Here is a 17,423-nt window from a genome sequence, read left to right as displayed (position 1 = left end):
AAACTACCCCTCCCGATGCGGCTTGTCAGAGCGCCGCTGCGATTGTCGTGCCGCCATCGATGACGATGGACTGGCCGGTGATATAGGTCGATGCGTCCGATGCGAGAAACACCGCCGCGCCCGCGATCTCGTCGGGCTGGCCGATCCGGCGCATCGGCGTAACACTGCGGATATGGCCCATCACCTGTTCATTCTCCCACAGCGCGCGCGCCATGTCGGTCTGGATCAATCCAGGCGCGATGCAGTTGACGCGGATGTTGTCCGGCCCGAGCTCGACCGCCAGATTGCGCGCCAGCTGGAAATCGGCGGCCTTGGAGATGTTGTAGACGCCGATGCTGCCAGTGCCCTGCAACCCGCCGATCGACGAAATGATGACCACCGATCCGCGCCCGGCAGTGCGCATGTCGGGGATCACCATCTGGATCAGCCAGTGGTTGGACAGAATGTTGTTGTCGAGAATCTTGCGAAACTGGTCGTCGCTGATCCCGCTCATTGGCCCGTAATAGGGGTTGCTCGCGGCGTTGCAGACCAGAATGTCGACCGGCCCCAGCTGCGCGCGAGTCTGGTCGACGAGGTTCTGCAGGTCTTCCTTGCGCGAGATGCTCGCCGATACCGCAATCGCGGTGCCATCGCCATGTTCCGCGTTGATCTCGGCTGCGACCGCATCGCACGCATCCTGCTTGCGGCTCGAGATCACCACCTTGGCGCCCTGAGCCGCAAGCTTGCGCGCGGTTGCCGCGCCGATCCCGCGCGACGAGCCGGTGATGATGGCGACGCGGCCAGTCAGGTCGAAGCTGGAGATGGTCACTGCGCGCCGGCCTTCTTGGCGTATTCCCAGGCGGCCTGAGCGAGCGGGATCACGCGCTGCGCCATCTGTTCGGCCTGCGCGCTCGACGCAGTACCGTCGATCACCCGCTTCTTGATCCCCTGCAGGATCGCGGCGATGCGGAACTGGTTGTAGGCGAGGTACCAGTCCATGTCAGGGACATGGTCGAGACCGGCCTTCTCGACATAACGCGCGGTCGCCTCCTCGATGGTCGGGATGCCCAACGCCTTGACGTCCACCCCCAGCAGGCCGTTGCGCCCCTCGGCGGGCTGCACCCAGCTCATCAGAAAATAGGACAGGTCGGCGATCGGATCGCCCAGCGTCGAAAGCTCCCAGTCGAGCAGCGCGAGCACGCGGGGCTCGTCCTTGTCGAAGATCATGTTGTCGATGCGGAAATCGCCATGCGCGATGCCGAAGCCGCGCTGTTCGGGAACGGTCTTTTCCAGCCATTCGATCAGCTGGTCCATCTCGGGAATGGTCTCGGTTTCGGACAGGCGATACTGTTTGGTCCAGCGCGAAATCTGCCGCGCGCAGTAATTGCCCGGCTTGCCATAGCTTTCCAGTCCGATGGCGACGGGATCGAAGCTGTGCAGATGCGCCAGCGTATCGATCATCGCATTGTAGATCGCGGTGCGCTGCTCTGGCGTCTTGCCGGGCAGGGTGCCATCCCAATAGCTCGCGCCGTCAGTGAAGCCCATGACGTAGAACATCGATCCGATGACGCTGTCGTCCTCGCACAGGCCGTACTGGCGCGAGACCGGGAAGCCCTGATCGAACAAAGCCGCCTGGACGCGGTATTCGCGGTCGACTGCATGCGCCGATGGGAGCAGCGGTCCGAAGGGCTTGCGCCGCAGCACATAGGCAGCGTTGGGTGTCGTAACCTTGTAGGTGGGGTTGGACTGGCCACCCTTGAACTTGGAAAGCGACAGCGGGCCTGCGAAGCCTTCGACGTTCGCCTCGAACCAGGCGGTCAGGCGCGTCTCGTCGAGGCGGTCCTGTTCGGGCACTTCCATGGTGCCAGTCATCGTCGCCTGTGCGTCGATCTGATCCATAATCGCTGAAATCCTCACCCAATCAATTATATGTAATCACCGACCGCGCGGAATCGCCGATCCGCAGCGCATCGAACGCCTCGTTGATCCGCTCGAGCGGCATGCGTTCGGCAATGATGGTGTCGAGGTCAAGCATCCCGCGCATGTAGAACTCCACAAGCCGTGGAATTTCAACAGGAAAACGGTTGTTGCCCATCAATGCACCCTGCAGCTTCTTGCCCTGCAGCAGTTCCATCGCGCTCAACGACACCTTCTCGGCGAGCGGCATCATGCCGAGGATTGTCGCGGTGCCGCCGCGCCGCAGCACCTTGACCGCCATCGCCCCCGAGGCCGGACGCCCCACCGCCTCGATCGCGTGGTGGACTCCCCCTTTGGTCATCTCGATCACCTCTTCGGCAGCGCCCTCGGAGCTCGAATCGATCATGTCGGTGGCACCCAGTTTGTGCGCCAGTGCGCGTTTGTCCGCCACCGGATCGATCGCGATGATCCGCCCGGCGCCTGCAATCTTCGCGGCGTTCACCGCCGCCAGCCCGACCCCGCCGCAGCCGACGATGGCAACCGTCTCGCCCGGCACCAGGTCGGCCGCGTTGAAGATCGCGCCCGCACCGGTGGTGACCGCACAGCCGATGACGCAGGCCCTGTCGAGCGGCATTTCGGGATTGATCGCGACGCACGCATGCTCGTGGATCAGCATCATCTCGGCATAGGCCGACAGGTTGAGCATCTGGTTGACCGGACCGTCCTCCAACCGAAGCCGGGCCGGTTCGCCAGGCTTGCGGCGGGTGTCTCCCCCCAGACACAGCGCCATGTGCCCGGTGACGCAATATTCGCAATGGCCGCAATAGGCGCTCAGGCAGGTGACCACCGCATCGCCGACCTTCACCGTCGATACGCCATCGCCCACTGCCTCGACAATCCCGGCGGCTTCATGGCCGGGGATGAAGGGCAGGGGATGCGGATAGGAGCCGTCGACGAAGTGCAGATCGGATCGGCAAACCCCGGTCGCTGCGGTGCGGATCAATACCTCACGCGGGCCGGGCTTGTCGATGATGACATCGCGCACTTCCAGCGGCTTGCCGGGCTCAAAACAGATGGCGGCTTTCATCGTTGCTCTCCCAAGCCCTGTCACAAACTTGCCCCGTCTGACGCAGGGCTTTCCCTCTCCCGTTAAGGGAGAGGGAAAAACGTTCAACGCGTCACACCCAGATCACCCGAGCTGAGCGCACCGTCGTCATCATTCACGCCGTGGCGTCCCAGTTCCATCCGCGCGATGGTGCGGTTGTGCACCTCATCGGGGCCATCGGCAAGCCGCAGCGTGCGCATATGCGCATAGGCCTTGGCGAGACCGAAGTCTTCGCTGACACCAGCGCCGCCATGTGCCTGGATGGCATCGTCGATGATCTTGAGCGCCATGCGGGGCGCGGCGACCTTGATCATCGCGATCTCGGCCTTGGCGTACTTGTTGCCGACCTTGTCCATCATGTCAGCAGCCTTGAGGCAGAGCAGGCGGTTCATCTCGATATCGATGCGCGCAGCGGCCAGACGCTCATCCCAGATGCTGTATTCCGAGATGCGCTTGCCGAAAGCGACGCGGGTTTGCAGACGGCGGGCCATCTTGGCCAGTGCCTCTTCGGCCACGCCGATGGTGCGCATGCAGTGGTGGATGCGGCCAGGTCCAAGCCGACCCTGCGCGATCTCGAAGCCGCGACCTTCACCCAGCAGGATGTTCGAAGCCGGGATGCGAACGTTGTTGAGCTCGATCTCCATATGGCCGTGCGGCGCGTCATCATAGCCGAACACCGGCAGGTGGCGCACGATGTTCACGCCGGGCGCATCGAGCGGCATCAGCACCATCGATTGCTGAGCATGGCGCTTGGCCTCGAAATCGGTCTTGCCCATCACGATCGCGATCTTGCAGCGCGGATCGCCCGCGCCAGACGACCACCATTTGCGGCCGTTGATGACATATTCGTCGCCTTCGCGGCGGATCGAGGTTTCGATGTTGGTCGCATCGGAAGAGGCAACCTGCGGCTCGGTCATCAGGAACGCAGAGCGGATTTCGCCGTCCATCAGCGGCTTGAGCCACTCGTCCTTGTGCGCACGGGTGCCATAGCGGTGCAGCACTTCCATGTTGCCGGTGTCGGGCGCCGAACAGTTGAACACCTCGCTCGCCATGCCGACACGGCCCATTTCCTCGGCGCAGAGGGCATATTCAAGGTTGGTGAGGCCGGGGCCATCGAATTCGAAGCTGTCGTCGACATGCGCCAGATTGGGGTTGGAGGGCGGCATGAACAGGTTCCAGATGCCCGCGGCCTTGGCCTTGGCCTTCTCTTCCTCGATCACGGGCAGCACCTTCCAGCGCGACCCTTCCTTCTGCTGGGCGTCATAGTCCTTTTCGCGCGGACGGACGTTGCTTTCGATGAACGCGCGGACGCGGTCGCGCCAATAGGCCTGGCGCTCGGTAAGATCAAAATCCATGTTTCGGGTTTCCTTTCATAGGGATCTAGCGATTGGCGATATCTGCAAGCCGCGCTTCATGATCGGCGCGGCCCAGCGGAAAGCGGGTGAACAACCAGGCGCACAACACGCCGATGGCCGTGGTGGCGATGGCAAAGGTAACTGCGAGGCGATCGATGACCTGCGCGGCCACTTCCCCCGGCTGGGCATTTTCGGGGAAACCGGCGGTCGACAGGATCAGCGCAGACGCCAGAATGCCGAGCCCGCCGATGCACTTCTGCATGAAGAAGAAGCCGGCAAAGAAAATCCCCTCGGTGCGCTTGCCGCTGCTGGCTTCGGCCGCGTCGGTGACATCGGCGATCATCGAACTGATCATCATCATCGCGCAGATGCCGAAGGTTGTCGACAGCGCAATCAGCCCCAGCACCAGCGCGATCGACAGCGTTGTGCCGTTGTCGGGGAACAGCCCTGCCAGACGCAGCCAGTACGGCATCGTCGCAAGCGTCAGCGACAGCAGTGCGCCGATCGCGGCGGTACGCGGCTTTTCCAGGCGCCGCGAAACCGGTCCGACGATCACGAACGCCAGCGCGACGCCGAGGAACAGCACGAACGGATAGATGTTGAACGCCATTTGCGGGAATTCCCACACGTACAGCATCAGATAGTTGGTCAACGCAAAGAACAGCCCCTGATTGGCAAAGGCGCAGATTCCCGCGGCGAGCAGCAGCTGGAAAGGCCGGAACTTCAGCGCGGCGACAAAATCGCCCAGGCCGTGCGCGGCATGGCGGATGTCGCCGGTATTGGGCTTGGCCATCAACCTGTGCGTGCCGAGCGCGGAGACGACCACCGAGACCAGCATGACGATCGCGCCCGCCACTGCATAGCGGTGATAGCCATTGGGGTTGAGCACGCCATTTTCATAGCCGGGCTCGGGCACCAGCAGCAAAGCATAGGCGGCGTAGAGCATCACAAGGCCCCCCAGCCAGCCGAACAGGAAGCGATAGCGCAGTACCTCGGTGCGTTCGTGATAATCGCGGGTCATCTCCGGCAGCATCGCCAGCGCCGGAACCTCATAAGCGGAGAACGAGAAGCGAACCGCCATGGCCACCACAATCAGATAGACGAACAGGCCGCCATTGCCGATCTCGGGCGGGTTCCAAAGCAACAACCACGACAAGGCGATCGGCAGCGCAGCGGCATAGAGCCAGGGGTGGCGCCGACCCCAGCGGCTGCGCGTCGCATCCGACTTGTGGCCGACAATCGGGTCGAAAAAGGCATCTGCGATCAGCGCGATCAGCACCGCAAGCCCAACCTGCTCGGCGGGCATCCCCACGACCTGGTTGAAATAGATCAGCAGGAAGACGGCAAAGCCGTTGTCCTTGATGCCATAGGCCACCGAGCCGAAGCCGTAGGCCAGCTTGGTGCCCATCGAAACGCGGGCGGCAACTGGCTTGGTGGTCAGGCTGGCAAGATCGGTCATGCGTGGCAAGCGCCCCCAAGGGTGGCGCGATGCCGACGGGCGACATGAGGCACCGCCGCGCCTGTTGGCGCTGGCCATGCTATGGACCGGGCGGCCCGCTGCATTGATTCTCTCCCGCTTGCTTTGCTTGGGGTTACCATATGACGCCTGCCGTAAACGTCAACCGCGCTCGCGCTGACGTTACGGCATTCGGCCTAGGATTCAACAGGCTTGCAGCCCGGTTCGCTCCACCATAGACTGAGTCGCGAAGCGCAGTTTTGGCCGCAGGAAAAACTTCCCGGCCAGGGCGCGCGCTGGATCAAACCATGCGGGAGAGGATGACGATGAGCGATCTCGATCAGTTCAGACTGGACGTGCGCGAATGGCTGGAGGCGAACTGCCCCGCCGAGATGCGCGAGCCGGTGCGCGGCGAGGATGACGTCTGCTGGGGCGGACGCAACTGGACTTTCAAGAACGAAGCGCAGAAGCAGTGGCTGGAGCGCTGCGTGGCCAAGGGCTACACCGTTCCCGACTGGCCCAAGGCCTATGGCGGCGCTGGTCTCTCCGCAGGCGAGGCCAAGATCCTCCGTCAGGAAATGGCGCGGATCAACGCGCGCCCGCCGCTGTCGAGCTTCGGCATCTGGATGCTCGGCCCCGCACTGCTGCAGTTCGGGACCGAGGAGCAGAAGGTGCATTATCTGGGCCAGATCGCGCGCGGCGAAATCCGCTGGTGCCAAGGCTATTCGGAACCCGGTTCGGGCTCCGACCTCGTCAGCTTGCAGACCTTCGGCGAAGACAAGGGCGACCATTGGGTGGTCAACGGCCAGAAGATCTGGACCAGCTATGCCGACAAATGTGACTGGATCTTCTGCCTGGTCCGCACCGACAAGACCAACAAGTATCAGGGCATTTCCTTCCTGCTGTTCGACATGGAGACGCCCGGCGTCACCACCAAGCCGATCAAGCTGATCAGCGGCAACTCGCCGTTCTGCGAGACCTTCTTCGACAACGTCGTGGTGCCCAAGGAGCAGATCGTTGGCGAACTGAACCGCGGCTGGGATGTCGCGAAGTATCTGCTGGGCCATGAGCGCGAGATGATCTCGGGTGGCGGCCTCGGCGATGGCGCGCCGTCGCTGGGCGCGCAGCTGCTGGGTTCGATCGGTACCAACGGCCTCGGCCAGCTCGACGATGGCCTGCTCCGCGCGGAGCTTGCGCAGTTCGATGTCGATGCGCTGGCGTTCAAGGCGATGGCCGAGCGCTTCACCGACGAGATGAAGTCGGGCAAGGGCCACCCCGCCCAGCCCAACATGATGAAGTACGCCGGAACCGAGCTCAACAAGCGCCGCCACGAGCTGGTGATGGCGGGCAACGGATCGGACGCGCTCGAATGGGAAAGCGAAGCTTCCAAGGGCGGCGCAAAGGCGCGCAACTGGCTGCGCACCAAGGCGAACAGCATCGAGGGCGGCACCAGCGAGGTGATGCTCAACGTGATCGCCAAGCGCATCCTCGACCTGCCGGGGGCGTGATCGCCATTTAGCCCTTTTTGATCGGTCCCCTGCGCAAGCAGGGGTCCATCTCCCGAGCGTTGCGTTTGGTGCACCGGCAGGAGATGGCTCCCCGCCTTCGCAGGGAACCGCGCATCTCAAGATTTGCGAGACATTTCCATGCCAATGTACCTCAACGAAGACCAGGCGATGCTGCGCGACAGCGCGCGCGAGTTCCTCAAATCGGAAGCCCCGGTCAGCCATCTGCGCAAGCTGCGCGACGACAACTGCAAGGACGGTTTCCGCCACGCGCTGTGGAAGCAGTTCGGCGAAATGGGCTTTACCGGAATCCTGATCGGGGAAGACGATGGTGGCCTCGGCCTCGGTCATGTCGAAGCGGGAGTCGTGCTCGAGGAGATCGGCCGCAACCTGTCGCCGTCGCCGTTCCTGACCACTGCGATCGCAGGCGTTGCCGCACTCAACCATGGCGGGCAGCATCTCAAGGACAAGTTCTTTCCCGGCATTCTGGCCGGTGAAACCGTGCTCGCGCTGGCGATCGACGAAGGCGCCAAGCACCGGCCTTCGCACATCACCACCAAGGCCGAGCGTTCGGGCAACGGCTTCAAGCTCACCGGCAACAAGCAGTTCGTGATCCAGGGCGCGAGCGCCGATGCGCTCATCGTTGCGGCGCGCACTGCAGGCGCCCCCGGTGAAACCGACGGGCTTACGCTGTTTGCGGTCGATAAGGACGCCGCGAACATGTCGATGGACAGCACCCGGCTGGTCGACAGTTCGATGGCGGCGCATGTCACGTTCGACGGTGTCGAGGTCGATGGCGATGCGGTGATCGGTGAAGTCGACAACGGCTGGCAGGTGCTCTCCTCGCTGCTGCGTGCAGGGCGCGCAGGCTCGGCCGCAGAGCTCGTCGGCGTGGGTGCAGGAGCGATGGACATGACCGTCGATTACCTCAAGCAGCGCAAGCAGTTCGGGCGCCTGATCGGCGAGTTCCAGGCGCTGCAGCACCGCGCCGCGCATCTCTACAGCGAAATGGAAATCGCCCGCGCCGCCGTGCTCAAGGCACAGCAATTGCTCGACGAGGGCAAGGACAGCGCCGAGATCTACGTTTCGGTCGCCAAGGCCAAGGCTGGGCGCACCACCAACCTGACCGTGCGCGAAGGCGTGCAAATGCATGGCGGCATCGGCATGACCGACGAGTACGACATCGGCTTCTACATGAAGCGCGACCGCGCGCTCAACGAGTTCATGGGCGATGCGAATTTCCACGCCGGACGGGTGGCGGAAATTTTCGGGTATTAAACGCCAAGAGCCCCTCCCCTTTAGGGGAGGGGTTGGGGTGGGGAATGGAGTGGCGGCGGAAGTTATTTCCCCACCCCCGACCCCTCCCCTGAAGGGGAGGGGAGAAACGTAAGCATGGCACTCGATCCCGATATCTTCGACGCGCTGCTCGAGGGCGTACGCCGGTTCGTCACCGAGCGGCTGCGTCCGCTGGAAGCCCAGGTGTCGGAGACCGACGAGATCCCCGATGATCTGGTGCAGGAGATGCGCGAGCTCGGGCTTTTCGGACTGTCGATCGGCGAGGAATTCGGCGGGCTGGGCCTCAACATGGAGGAAGAGGTGCGCATCGCGTTCGAGCTCGGGCGCACGTCGCCTGCTATGCGATCGACCTTCGGCACCAATGTCGGCATCGGCAGCCAGGGACTGGTGATGGACGGCAACGATGCGCAAAAGGCCAAGTATCTGCCGAGAATCGCCAGCGGTGAGATCATCACCTCGTTCGCGCTGACCGAGCCCGATGTCGGGTCGGACAGCGGCGCGGTGAAAACGCGCGCCGAGCTCGACGGCGATTCCTATGTGCTCAATGGCTCCAAGCGCTACATCACCAATGCCGACAAGGCCGACCTGTTCACCGTGATGGCGCGCACCGGCGGCCCCGGCCCCAAAGGGGTGAGCGCCTTCCTGGTGCCGCGCGATCTACCAGGGCTTTCAGTGGGCAAGCCCGAGCGCAAGATGGGTCAGCAGGGCGCGCATGTCTGCGACGTGATCTTCGACAATGTGCGCGTTCCAGTGGAAAACAGGCTGGGCGCTGAAGGCGATGGCTTCAAGGTCGCGATGCGCGTGCTCGATCGGGGGCGGCTGCATATCTCGGCTGTCTGCGTTGGCGCGGCCGAGCGGCTGATTGCCGACAGCGTCGCCTATGCCAAGGAGCGCAAGCAGTTCGGCAAGCCGATCGCCGAGTTCCAGATGATCCAGGCGATGATCGCCGACAGCGTCGCTGAAGCCAAGGCGGCCAAGGCTTTGGTGCTGCAGACCGCCCGCGCCAAGGACCGGGGCGAGCGGATCACCGAGGATTGCGCCTGCGCCAAGCTGATCGCCTCCGAAATGGTCGGAAGGGTCGCCGATCGCGCGGTGCAGATCTTCGGCGGGGCGGGTTATATCGCCGATTACGGAATCGAACGCTTTTACCGCGATGTCCGCCTGTTCCGCATCTATGAGGGAACCAGCGAGATCCAGCGCACCATCATCGCAAGGGAAGCCTTGCGCAACGAAGGATGAATATGATGAACATCGAACAGCTGTTTTCGGTCAAGGGCAAGGTCGCCCTCGTGACCGGCGGATCGCGCGGCATCGGCAAGATGATCGCGCAAGGCCTCATCGCCGCTGGCGCCAAGGTCTATATCTCGGCGCGCAAGGCCGATGCCTGCAATGCCACCGCGGAAGAACTCGGCCCCAACTGCATTTCGCTTCCCGCAGACATCTCGAGCGTCGCAGGCGCGCGCCAGCTGGCGGCACAGTTCGCCGAGCACGAGAGCCGTCTCGACATCCTGGTCAATAACGCAGGCGCGGCCTGGGGCGCTGAGTTCGAGGATTTCCCTGAAGTCGGCTGGGACAAGGTGATGGACCTCAACGTCAAGTCGCCGTTTTTCCTGACCCAGGCGCTGCATGGTCTGCTCAAGGCGGGTGCGACCGCCGAGACCCCTGCGAAGGTGATCAACATTTCGTCAGTCGATGGAATGCGGATCAACCCGTGGGAAACCTACAGCTATCAGGCCAGCAAGGCGGCGCTGATCCAGCTGACCAAGCGCATGGCAGTCCGCCTGCTGCGCGATCATATCTACGTCACCGGCATCGGCCCTGGCGCGTTTCCGTCTGACATGAACAAGGCCGCGCGCGATCATGGCGACATGGTTTCAAAGAGCGTCCCCAACAAGCGCGTCGGCGACTGGATGGACATTTCCGGCGCGGTGATCTTTCTGGCCAGCCGGGCCGGGGATTACGTCATCGGAACCACGATCCCGGTCGATGGCGGCATCGTCAACGCGCAGGTGCCCACGGGGGGCTACGACCCCGAAGGGCACTGATCCACTTCAAACCGCGATGTGACGACACGTAAAATCGCAGCGCCTGCTCTGGCGCTGCGGTTCGCGTTGCTGCATCCTGCTGCAAGGACAAGAGCAGGAGAGAGCAGCATGGCATTCCGGAGCATTCCTCTCGCGCTGGCGCTCGCCGTCTCGGCAGTCACCGCCGGTGCCATCATCGCGCCGACCGCCGCCGTCGCGCAAAAGGCAAAGGCCGGCAAGGCAGCGGGCGGATCGATGAAGGGGCTGCTTGGCAACGCCTCCGACAGTGCGCTCGACCAGTTGTCCAGGCCCGGCGCATTCTATGCCGATCAGGCCGTGCGCATCCTGCTGCCAGGTCCGCTGCAAAAAGCGACCAAGCTGATGAAGCTGACCGACAAGGCGGGGCTTACCAACAACCTTACCCGTTCGATCAACGATGCCGCTGGACTTGCAGCGCAGGAAGCCAAGCCGGTGTTCCGTTCGGCGATCGATTCGATGACGCTGACCGATGGCGTCGGCATCGTCACCGGAGGGGATACCGGCGGCACGCAATATCTCAGGCGGACCTCGGGCGATGTGCTGCGGCAGAAGATGCGGCCGCTGGTGAGCGATGCACTGGGCAAGACCGGCGCGCTCAAGCAACTCGATTCGCTTGGGCGCGGGGGCGGAACCGGCAGCATGCTGGGTGCCCTCGCTGGCGTGGATCTGAGCCGCGACGGGTTGATCGACAGCGTCACCGATCAGGCGATGTCCGGCATCTTCACCTATATCGGGCGCGAGGAATCGAATTTCCGCAAGAACCCGCTCAAGGCCGGGCAGAAGCTGCTCGACGCCGTCACGGGCAAATAGCGTTACGGGCGGTCGGTGGGGTTCATCAGGTCGCGGACAAAGTCGATAAGACCAGTCTGGCGCGCGCGCCGCATGCGCTCGGACTGCAGGATCTGGCAGACCTTGGTGAAGCAGCTCTCGACGTCGTCGTTGATCACCACGAAGTCATAGCCGTCCCAATGGCTGATCTCGTCCTGCGCGCGCGCCATGCGGCTGGCAATCACCTCTTCGTTGTCGGTGTTGCGGCCACGAAGCCTGCGGTGCAGTTCCTCGAGCGAGGGCGGCAGGATGAATACGCGCACCACATCGCCCTCTGCGCGCTGGTACAGTTGCTGCGTGCCCTGCCAGTCGATGTCGAACAGGAAATCCTGGCCCTCGCGCAGACCCTGCTTCACCGCAGCCTTGGGAGTGCCGTAGAAATGGCCGAAAACCTTGGCCCATTCGAGCAGCGCGTTGTCCTCGACCAATTGGTGGAAGGTGGCTTCGTCGATGAAGTGGTAATGGGTGCCGTCGATCTCGCCCGGGCGGGGAGGGCGGGTGGTGACCGATACCGAAAGGCACAGCTGCGGGTCCGCTTCCAGCATCATCCGCGCGATGGTGGATTTGCCCGCGCCCGAGGGCGATGAAAGGATGAACAGCAGCCCGCGCCGAGCGAGCGCATTTTTGGAAGCGGAAATGACCATGGCGGCTCATGGCCAAAGCCGGGCCTTTGCGTCAACCGGTTTGTGCAGTTGGCCCGGGATGCAGACGATCAATCAGGACCCGACGATCAGCCCTTGGGCTTGGAATTGAGCTCAGCCTCTTCCTTCGCCTTGCGCTGATCGTAGATCGCCTTGGCGAGCAGCGCGCCGCCCACCAGCAGGGCGCCGGGGACCGAGCGAGTGGCGATGCGCGCGGCAATCGCGCCCATCAGCGTCCCACCGAAAAACCCAGCGGCGAGATTGCTCTTGGCGCGCGAACTGATCAGGCTGCGCACCATCTCGTCATTGGCAGCAGTCGAGATCAGCCGACCCGCACCGCTGATCGCCCCGCGCGACCAGTGCGCGGGCGGCGTCGATGTCGCAGGCGCGCTACCGTTTGCAACAGGTCCGGGAGTCGCTGCCGGAGCGGCGGGGGCAGGGACGGGGGCGGGCGGGGTCGTGGTGGGGCTGGTCATGTGGCTATCCATAGCTGAATTGGGTTTGGACCTCAAACGCCCCATCACGTCCAAGCGTTCCGCGCCGATCTAGCGTCCGGTCATATCCTCTGCGCGGACGTGCTCATCGAACGTTGCCTCGTCCACCAGGCCGAGCGCGAGCCCCGCCTGTTTGAGCGTCAGCCCGTGTTCGTGCGCGTGCTTGGCGATCCTCGCGGCGCTGTCATATCCGATCACCGGGGCCAGAGCGGTGACCAGCATCAGCGAGCGATCGACCAGTTCGGCGATGCGACCCGTATTGGCCTGCAGCCCTTCGACGCAGCGCTCGGCAAAGCCTTGCATTCCAGTCGCGAGCAGATCGATCGAGCGCAGCACATTGGCGCCGATCAACGGCTTGAATACGTTGAGTTCGAGATGCCCCTGCATCCCGCCGACAGTCACCGCCTGATGGTTGCCGATCACCTGCGCCGCGACCATGGTCAGCATCTCGCACTGGGTCGGGTTGACCTTCCCGGGCATGATCGAGCTACCCGGCTCATTGGCTGGAAGATCGAGCTCGCCAAGCCCCGAGCGCGGGCCCGAGCCCAGCAGCCGGATATCGTTGGCGATCTTGGTCAGCGCTACCGCCAGCGTGTTCAACGTGCCCGAAAGGTGCACCAGCGGATCGTTGGACGCGAGTGCCTCGAAGCTGTTTTCCGCCGGATGGAACGGGTGACCGGTAATCTCGGCAATCGCCTGGCACATATCCAGCGCGAAGCCCTCGGGTGCGTTTAGCCCCGTGCCCACCGCAGTTCCGCCGATCGCCAGCCGATACGTGCCTGCAACAATCCCGGGTTCGATCCGCCGTCCGCAGCGATAGAGCTGGTTGGCATAGCCGGAAAATTCCTGCCCCAGTGTCAGCGGCGTCGCATCCTGCAGATGGGTGCGACCGATCTTGACGATATCGGCCCATTGCTCGGCCTTGTCCTCCAGCGCCACGGTCAGCCGGGCGAGTGCGGGCAGCAGCCGGGCGCGGCATTCCAGGCTGGCAGCGATATGCAGCGCGCTGGGAAAGGCATCGTTGGACGACTGGCCCATGTTGACATGATCGTTGGGGTGCACCGGCGTCTTGCCGCCGCGCGTTCCGGTGAGAAGTTCGTTGGCACGGCCCGCGATCACCTCGTTGACGTTCATGTTGCTCTGAGTGCCGCTGCCTGTCTGCCAGATGGTCAGCGGGAACTGATCGTCATGCCTGCCGGTGATCACCTCGGTCGCGGCCGCATCGATGGCGTCGGCGATCTCGGCGGGCAGGCCGTGGCGGCGGTTGACCCGTGCTGCGGCCTGCTTGACGATCGCCAGCGCGTGCACGATCGCGATCGGCATCCGCTCGTGCGGCGCAAACGGAAAGTTCTCGATGCTGCGCTGGGTCTGCGCGCCCCAATAGCAATCCGCAGGCACCGCGATGGAGCCCAGCGAATCGCTCTCCAGGCGGGTGTCGGGCTTGGTCATGAAGGCTGGTCCGTCTGTTGAGCGGCCACGCCGCTATTTGCGCTTGCCGAAATCCACGCTGACAACGTTGGAACCATCGCCATCGCCGCCGGGATGGTCGTTTTCGGCGGCCTCGTGCGGCTCGGGCGGAGGCGTGTCGCCGGTCACCTGGAACTGCAGCCCGAAATCGACCGCAGGGTCGACGAACGCGGTGATCGCGCTGTACGGGATGAACAGGTGTGCAGGCACCCGGTTGAAGCTCAGGCCCACCGCAAAGCCCGTCTTTTCAACCTTCAGGTCCCAGAATTTCTGCTGGAGCACGATGGTCATTTCGTCGGGGAAACGCTCGACCAGATGCCGGGGAATATCGACACCCGGCGATTTGGTCTTGAAGGTGATATAGAAATGGTGGTTTCCGGGGAGGCCGTTGGTCTCCACCTCGCCCAGCACCCGGCCCACGACAGCGCGCAGGGCTTCCTGCACGATCTCGTCATAGGGAATCAGGCTGTCGGCTGCATCGTCACTCATGCCTTTTTGTTGGACTGACTGCCGCGCAGGGTCAAGGCGCTATTGCCATGTCGGGGCAATGAGCTTCGACAGACGGCAAAGATGTTGCGCGTGCCCGCGAGGTGATTATAGGGCGCACCATGCGCAGCGCCCGGATAGAACGCAAGACCCATGAAACCGACATCTTCGTCGAGGTGAATCTCGACGGGACCGGTCAGTTCGACGTCTCCACCGGTATCGGGTTTCTCGATCATATGGTCGAGCAATTCTCGCGCCATTCGCTGATCGACTTGACCTGCCGGATCAAGGGCGACCTGCATGTCGACCAGCACCACACCACCGAGGATTGTGCGCTGGCGATTGGCCAGGCGATCGTCCAGGCGCTGGGCGACAAGGGCGGAATCGTCCGCTATGGCCACGCCTATTCGCCGATGGACGAGACGCTGAGCCGGGTTGCGGTGGATATATCGGGCCGCCCATTCTTCGTCTGGAAGGCGGGCTTCACGCAGCCCCGTTTGGGCGAGATGGACACCGAGCTGTTCGAACACTGGTTCCATTCGATCGCGCAGACCGCAGGGCTGACGCTGCACATCGAACTGCTCTACGGCGCCAACAACCATCACATCTGCGAAAGCATCTACAAGGGTTTTGCCCGCGCGATGCGGTCCGCAGTCGAGATCGACCCGCGCAAGCAGGGCGCCATTCCCTCGACCAAGGGTGTGCTGGGTGGCTGAGCGCGTTGCGCTGATCGATTACGGCGCGGGCAATCTGCACAGCGTCCACAACGCGCTGAAGGCGGCAGGCGCTCCCGACATCGCGGTGTCGGCCGATCCCGATATTGTGCGCAACGCCGACCGGATCGTTCTGCCCGGTGTGGGCGCCTTCGCCGCCTGCATGGGCGGGCTTGCGGCTATTCCGGGAATGATCGATGCCCTGGAAGCAAGGGTGCTGGGCGACAGGGTGCCGTTCCTTGGCATCTGCGTCGGCATGCAGCTGCTCGCAACGCAGGGTGTGGAGCATGGCGTACATGCGGGCCTCGGATGGATTCCCGGCGAGGTTCGACTGATCGATGCCGCGCCGGGCATCAAGGTGCCGCATATGGGCTGGAACGATGTCGTGCCCGAACCACGTGCGCCGCTGATTGTGCATGGCGAGGCCTACTTTCTGCACAGCTATCACTTTGTCGCCGCCGATGAGGCGCATGTCGCCGCGCGCACCGATCATAGCGGACCTGTCACAGCTGCCGTGGCGCGGGACAACATTATCGGCGTTCAATTTCATCCGGAAAAGAGCCAGGCCTACGGGCTGGACCTGCTCCGGCGCTTTCTCGACTGGAGCTGGCCATGAGCATCATCGTTTTTCCGGCCATCGATCTCAAGGGTGGACAGGTGGTCCGGCTCGCCGAGGGCGATATGGACCGCGCGACCGTGTACGGCGATGATCCCGCAGCACAGGCGATGCTTTTCTCGCAGGCCGGCGCGCAGCATCTGCACGTCGTCGATCTCGACGGCGCGTTTGCCGGCGAGGCGGTCAACCGCAGCGCGGTCGAATCGATCATCGCGAGCTTTCCCGGCTATCTGCAGCTGGGTGGTGGAATCCGCACGCGCGAAGCGGTCGAGGGCTGGTTCGGCCTGGGTGTCGCCCGCGTCGTCATCGGCACCGCTGCGCTGACCGACCCCGAATTCGTCCGCGACATGGCCAAAGCCTATGAAGGCGGCATCGTCGTCGCGGTCGATGCGCGCGACGGCATGGTCGCAACGCACGGCTGGGCGGATGTCTCTGATGTCCCCGTCGCCGATATGGCGCGCCGGTTCGAGGATGCGGGCGTCGCCAGCCTGCTGTTCACCGATGTGGGCCGCGACGGCATGCTCAAGGGCTGCAACATCGAGGCGACCGTGGCGCTCGCACGCACCACGGATATCCCGGTAATCGCCAGCGGCGGGGTGAAGGGCATCGACGATATCCACATGCTCAGCCTGCATGCCGAGGACGGCATCGAGGGCGTGATCACGGGCCGCGCGCTGTATGATGGCCGGCTGGACCTGGCGACCGCGATCGCGATGGCCGCGCGCTGATGAGCGTTCGCGTCCGAGTCATTCCCTGTCTCGACGTCGCCAATGGCCGGGTGGTCAAGGGCGTGAACTTCGTCGATTTGAAGGATGCGGGCGATCCGGTCGAACAGGCGCGCGCTTATGACGCCGCCGGTGCCGACGAGCTGTGTTTCCTCGACATCTCGGCCAGCCACGAGGCACGCGGCACGATCATCGACGTGGTCCGGCGCACGGCCGAAGTCTGCTTCATGCCGGTGACCGTCGGCGGCGGCGTGCGTAGCCCCGAAGATGCGCGCGCGCTGCTGCTGGCAGGCGCGGACAAGGTCGCGATCAACAGCGCGGCGGTTGCAAGGCCCGAGCTTGTCGGTGATATCGCCGAGCGCTTCGGCAGCCAGTGCGTCGTCGCCTCGATCGATGCGCGGCGCCGCGCGGAAGGTGATGGCTGGGAAATCTTTACCCATGGCGGACGCAAGGCGACCGGGATCGATGCCATAGAGCACGCGCTCAACCTGACCAGGCTGGGCGCAGGCGAGTTGCTCGTGACTTCGATGGACCGCGACGGCACCCGCGATGGCTATGATCTGGAGCTCATCCGCACGATCGCCGACCAGGTGGATATCCCGGTCGTGGCGAGCGGTGGCGTCGGCCATATCGGCCATCTGGTCGACGGCGTGACCCAGGGCCATGCCAGCGCGGTGCTGGCTGCCTCGATATTCCATTTCGGCGAAGCGAGCATCGCCGATGCGCACGCAGCCTTGCGCGCGGCAGGTCTGCCTGCGCGGGGCGGTTGACTGGGTA

18 protein-coding genes are annotated in these 17,423 nt (G+C 63.8%); 9 read left to right on the top strand and 9 right to left on the bottom strand.

Annotated features, from left to right (window positions below; translation table 11 throughout):
• Positions 1-25: 25 nt before the first annotated feature.
• From BSY18_RS06450 to BSY18_RS06430, 5 genes are all read right to left on the bottom strand, one after another.
• Positions 26-802 (bottom strand): SDR family NAD(P)-dependent oxidoreductase, encoded by a 777-nt coding sequence (locus BSY18_RS06450; protein WP_069051749.1) that lies wholly within the window; start codon positions 800-802, stop codon positions 26-28.
• A gap of 2 nt (positions 803-804) precedes the next feature.
• Entirely contained in the window at positions 805-1,878 is a 1,074-nt protein-coding gene (locus tag BSY18_RS06445) for a phosphotransferase family protein (protein ID WP_054135244.1), read from the bottom strand.
• 22 nt (positions 1,879-1,900) lie between these two features.
• Positions 1,901-2,983 (bottom strand): Zn-dependent alcohol dehydrogenase, encoded by a 1,083-nt coding sequence (locus tag BSY18_RS06440; RefSeq protein WP_069050040.1) that lies wholly within the window; start codon positions 2,981-2,983, stop codon positions 1,901-1,903.
• Positions 2,984-3,066: 83 nt separating this feature from the next.
• A complete protein-coding gene (locus BSY18_RS06435) occupies positions 3,067-4,356 on the bottom strand; it encodes an acyl-CoA dehydrogenase family protein (RefSeq protein ID WP_054135242.1) in 1,290 nt (429 codons plus the stop codon).
• A 25-nt stretch (positions 4,357-4,381) separates the two neighbouring features.
• Positions 4,382-5,815, bottom strand: a complete 1,434-nt coding sequence (locus tag BSY18_RS06430; RefSeq protein ID WP_171900184.1) for an MFS transporter — start codon at positions 5,813-5,815, stop codon at positions 4,382-4,384.
• A gap of 323 nt (positions 5,816-6,138) precedes the next feature.
• Here BSY18_RS06430 and BSY18_RS06425 point away from each other — a divergent pair, with 323 nt between their 5' ends.
• The 5 genes from BSY18_RS06425 (at position 6,139) to BSY18_RS06405 (ending at position 11,486) form a co-directional block, all read left to right on the top strand.
• The gene (locus BSY18_RS06425; protein ID WP_069051747.1) at positions 6,139-7,320 is read left to right on the top strand and encodes an acyl-CoA dehydrogenase family protein; all 1,182 of its coding nucleotides are present in this window, start codon (positions 6,139-6,141) and stop codon (positions 7,318-7,320) included.
• Between the two features lie 138 nt (positions 7,321-7,458).
• A complete protein-coding gene (locus BSY18_RS06420) occupies positions 7,459-8,595 on the top strand; it encodes an acyl-CoA dehydrogenase family protein (protein WP_069050039.1) in 1,137 nt (378 codons plus the stop codon).
• Positions 8,596-8,709: 114 nt separating this feature from the next.
• The gene (locus BSY18_RS06415; RefSeq protein ID WP_054135238.1) at positions 8,710-9,852 is read left to right on the top strand and encodes an acyl-CoA dehydrogenase family protein; all 1,143 of its coding nucleotides are present in this window, start codon (positions 8,710-8,712) and stop codon (positions 9,850-9,852) included.
• Positions 9,853-9,857: 5 nt separating this feature from the next.
• Entirely contained in the window at positions 9,858-10,658 is an 801-nt protein-coding gene (locus BSY18_RS06410; RefSeq protein ID WP_069051746.1) for an SDR family NAD(P)-dependent oxidoreductase, read from the top strand.
• A 108-nt stretch (positions 10,659-10,766) separates the two neighbouring features.
• The gene (locus tag BSY18_RS06405) at positions 10,767-11,486 is read left to right on the top strand and encodes a DUF4197 domain-containing protein (protein ID WP_069050038.1); all 720 of its coding nucleotides are present in this window, start codon (positions 10,767-10,769) and stop codon (positions 11,484-11,486) included.
• A gap of 2 nt (positions 11,487-11,488) precedes the next feature.
• Here the strand turns inward: BSY18_RS06405 and gmk are convergent, their stop codons facing one another.
• From gmk to BSY18_RS06385, 4 genes are all read right to left on the bottom strand, one after another.
• Entirely contained in the window at positions 11,489-12,148 is a 660-nt protein-coding gene (gene gmk, locus BSY18_RS06400; RefSeq protein WP_069050037.1) for a guanylate kinase, read from the bottom strand.
• 86 nt (positions 12,149-12,234) lie between these two features.
• Positions 12,235-12,621, bottom strand: a complete 387-nt coding sequence (locus BSY18_RS06395) for a hypothetical protein (protein WP_069050036.1) — start codon at positions 12,619-12,621, stop codon at positions 12,235-12,237.
• Between the two features lie 69 nt (positions 12,622-12,690).
• On the bottom strand, positions 12,691-14,088 hold the full coding sequence (fumC, locus tag BSY18_RS06390; RefSeq protein WP_069050035.1) for a class II fumarate hydratase: 1,398 nt from the start codon (positions 14,086-14,088) through the stop codon (positions 12,691-12,693).
• A gap of 33 nt (positions 14,089-14,121) precedes the next feature.
• Positions 14,122-14,595: an SspB family protein gene (locus BSY18_RS06385; RefSeq protein WP_054134881.1), complete on the bottom strand. Its 474-nt coding sequence runs from the start codon at positions 14,593-14,595 to the stop codon at positions 14,122-14,124.
• Positions 14,596-14,714: 119 nt separating this feature from the next.
• On the opposite strand from BSY18_RS06385, the gene hisB reads away from it, so the two are divergent.
• Genes hisB through hisF form a run of 4 tightly spaced genes read left to right on the top strand, consistent with a single transcriptional unit; the run spans position 14,715 to position 17,416 of the window.
• On the top strand, positions 14,715-15,308 hold the full coding sequence (gene hisB / locus BSY18_RS06380; RefSeq protein ID WP_054134882.1) for an imidazoleglycerol-phosphate dehydratase HisB: 594 nt from the start codon (positions 14,715-14,717) through the stop codon (positions 15,306-15,308).
• A complete protein-coding gene (hisH, locus tag BSY18_RS06375) occupies positions 15,301-15,921 on the top strand; it encodes an imidazole glycerol phosphate synthase subunit HisH (protein ID WP_069050034.1) in 621 nt (206 codons plus the stop codon). The genes hisB and hisH overlap by 8 nt, the downstream gene beginning before the upstream one ends.
• Positions 15,922-15,923: 2 nt before the next feature.
• Positions 15,924-16,649 carry a 1-(5-phosphoribosyl)-5-[(5-phosphoribosylamino)methylideneamino]imidazole-4-carboxamide isomerase gene (gene hisA, locus BSY18_RS06370; protein ID WP_054134992.1) on the top strand — a complete coding sequence of 242 codons (726 nt, stop codon included), beginning with the start codon at positions 15,924-15,926 and terminating at the stop codon, positions 16,647-16,649.
• Positions 16,649-17,416 (top strand): imidazole glycerol phosphate synthase subunit HisF, encoded by a 768-nt coding sequence (gene hisF / locus BSY18_RS06365; protein ID WP_069050033.1) that lies wholly within the window; start codon positions 16,649-16,651, stop codon positions 17,414-17,416. Before hisA ends, hisF begins: the two co-directional genes overlap by 1 nt.
• The last annotated feature ends 7 nt before the right edge of the window (positions 17,417-17,423 follow it).

Source organism: Blastomonas sp. RAC04 (assembly GCF_001713435.1).
GTDB lineage: Bacteria > Pseudomonadota > Alphaproteobacteria > Sphingomonadales > Sphingomonadaceae > Blastomonas > Blastomonas fulva.
This window is presented reverse-complemented; position numbering and strand designations above follow the sequence as displayed.

Excerpts from the sequence above, each read along its gene's own strand:
- BSY18_RS06445 (WP_054135244.1), bottom strand. The coding sequence starts at position 1,878 with ATGGATCAGATCGACGCACAGGCGACGATGACTGGCACCATGGAAGTG.
- BSY18_RS06440 (WP_069050040.1), bottom strand. The coding sequence starts at position 2,983 with ATGAAAGCCGCCATCTGTTTTGAGCCCGGCAAGCCGCTGGAAGTGCGC.
- BSY18_RS06435 (WP_054135242.1), bottom strand. The coding sequence starts at position 4,356 with ATGGATTTTGATCTTACCGAGCGCCAGGCCTATTGGCGCGACCGCGTC.
- BSY18_RS06430 (WP_171900184.1), bottom strand. The coding sequence starts at position 5,815 with ATGACCGATCTTGCCAGCCTGACCACCAAGCCAGTTGCCGCCCGCGTT.
- BSY18_RS06425 (WP_069051747.1), top strand. The coding sequence starts at position 6,139 with ATGAGCGATCTCGATCAGTTCAGACTGGACGTGCGCGAATGGCTGGAG.
- BSY18_RS06420 (WP_069050039.1), top strand. The coding sequence starts at position 7,459 with ATGCCAATGTACCTCAACGAAGACCAGGCGATGCTGCGCGACAGCGCG.
- BSY18_RS06415 (WP_054135238.1), top strand. The coding sequence starts at position 8,710 with ATGGCACTCGATCCCGATATCTTCGACGCGCTGCTCGAGGGCGTACGC.
- BSY18_RS06410 (WP_069051746.1), top strand. The coding sequence starts at position 9,858 with ATGAACATCGAACAGCTGTTTTCGGTCAAGGGCAAGGTCGCCCTCGTG.
- BSY18_RS06405 (WP_069050038.1), top strand. The coding sequence starts at position 10,767 with ATGGCATTCCGGAGCATTCCTCTCGCGCTGGCGCTCGCCGTCTCGGCA.
- gmk (WP_069050037.1), bottom strand. The coding sequence starts at position 12,148 with ATGGTCATTTCCGCTTCCAAAAATGCGCTCGCTCGGCGCGGGCTGCTG.
- BSY18_RS06395 (WP_069050036.1), bottom strand. The coding sequence starts at position 12,621 with ATGACCAGCCCCACCACGACCCCGCCCGCCCCCGTCCCTGCCCCCGCC.
- fumC (WP_069050035.1), bottom strand. The coding sequence starts at position 14,088 with ATGACCAAGCCCGACACCCGCCTGGAGAGCGATTCGCTGGGCTCCATC.
- BSY18_RS06385 (WP_054134881.1), bottom strand. The coding sequence starts at position 14,595 with ATGAGTGACGATGCAGCCGACAGCCTGATTCCCTATGACGAGATCGTG.
- hisB (WP_054134882.1), top strand. The coding sequence starts at position 14,715 with ATGCGCAGCGCCCGGATAGAACGCAAGACCCATGAAACCGACATCTTC.
- hisF (WP_069050033.1), top strand. The coding sequence starts at position 16,649 with ATGAGCGTTCGCGTCCGAGTCATTCCCTGTCTCGACGTCGCCAATGGC.